1 protein-coding gene is annotated in these 1,013 nt (G+C 45.7%); it reads left to right on the top strand.

What is annotated here, in order from left to right; genetic code table 11:
* Nucleotides 1-446: 446 nt before the first annotated feature.
* Nucleotides 447-644, top strand: a complete 198-nt coding sequence (locus QUA16_RS36790; RefSeq protein ID WP_006635253.1) for an NblA/ycf18 family protein — start codon at nt 447-449, stop codon at nt 642-644.
* The last annotated feature ends 369 nt before the right edge of the window (nt 645-1,013 follow it).

The following is a 1,013-nucleotide window of genomic DNA, read 5'->3' as shown; positions in this document are numbered from 1 at the left end:
GCTCCGGAGCTGTGTAAAACTCACTGTTTCTATACTATCCAATCCGGTGTCATCATTAAAAACCTACCCCTGAAAGCTCCCCCTCTCCCCCTCTCCCCCTCTTCCGCTCTCCCCCCCGCCGAGAGAATCTCCGCCGGATTTGGTATAAAGGGCTTCAATTCTTTTGGTTCGTACTGAGCCTTTTTTCTCTTGACAAGTAGATAGACTTGTATATGCCTGCGGAAGGAACTTTTGCAGGCATTTCGCCATCTCTATCCCTAAGTAAGTTATTTCCTAGGACAGATGGTAATTTTGTCAAATATTTGTTACCTTTTGTAATATAGACTAAAGCCAGATGGGCCATCGGGCATCCCGAAACCAACTGTCGATCGCTGAAACAACTTACAAATCTGGTTAATCCAGGTGTTCACTTTTAAGTCACCTTTACTTACAGAGGAGTCAAAGTCATGAGCCAACCAGCAGAATTGTCTTTGGAACAGCAATTTAGCCTGTGTTCCTTCAAAACACAGGTAAGTGACATGAGCCGCGAACAAGCTCAGGAGTTTTTGGTCAAGCTTTACGAGCAAATGATGCTACGAGAAACCATGTACCGCCATTTTCTGAAACACCACTGGGGTTTAGAACCTAACCCAGGCGTTGAGTAACCAAGAGTCGCAGTCGGCGACCTCCGTCTCTTACTCACTTCCCTCAGGCGGAAAGGAGTTGGGGGTGATGGGGCGTCACTCGAAGGCAGAAGCTAGAAGGGCTGTGTAGAGACTTGAGGAAAATTGGAAAGTTTCTTTGTGGAGTTCACTCGAATTGGGGAGTCGAGCTCAGCATTTTGTCTATCGACACCACCGGAGGGCGCAAAGATAATTTATCGCGCCTCGACTCGAAAATTGGATAACTCTTAATAATAAGTGTTAATTTTTTAGCCCATTAAAATTTTTAACTATTAAACCCACATTCCGCACCCCAACTGGCACATAGGCAGATTGAGGGGATAAAAGTGAATCATCCGAGATCGAGCGTGA

Source organism: Microcoleus sp. S13_C3 (genome assembly GCF_036700905.1).
In the GTDB taxonomy this organism is placed as follows: Bacteria; Cyanobacteriota; Cyanobacteriia; order Cyanobacteriales; family Microcoleaceae; genus Microcoleus.
The sequence above is the reverse complement of the archived record's forward strand: the minus strand, read 5'-3'. Positions and strand labels throughout refer to the sequence as shown.

Bases quoted from the DNA above. Each gene is read 5' to 3' on its own strand.
- QUA16_RS36790 (WP_006635253.1), top strand. From the start codon at position 447: ATGAGCCAACCAGCAGAATTGTCTTTGGAACAGCAATTTAGCCTGTGT.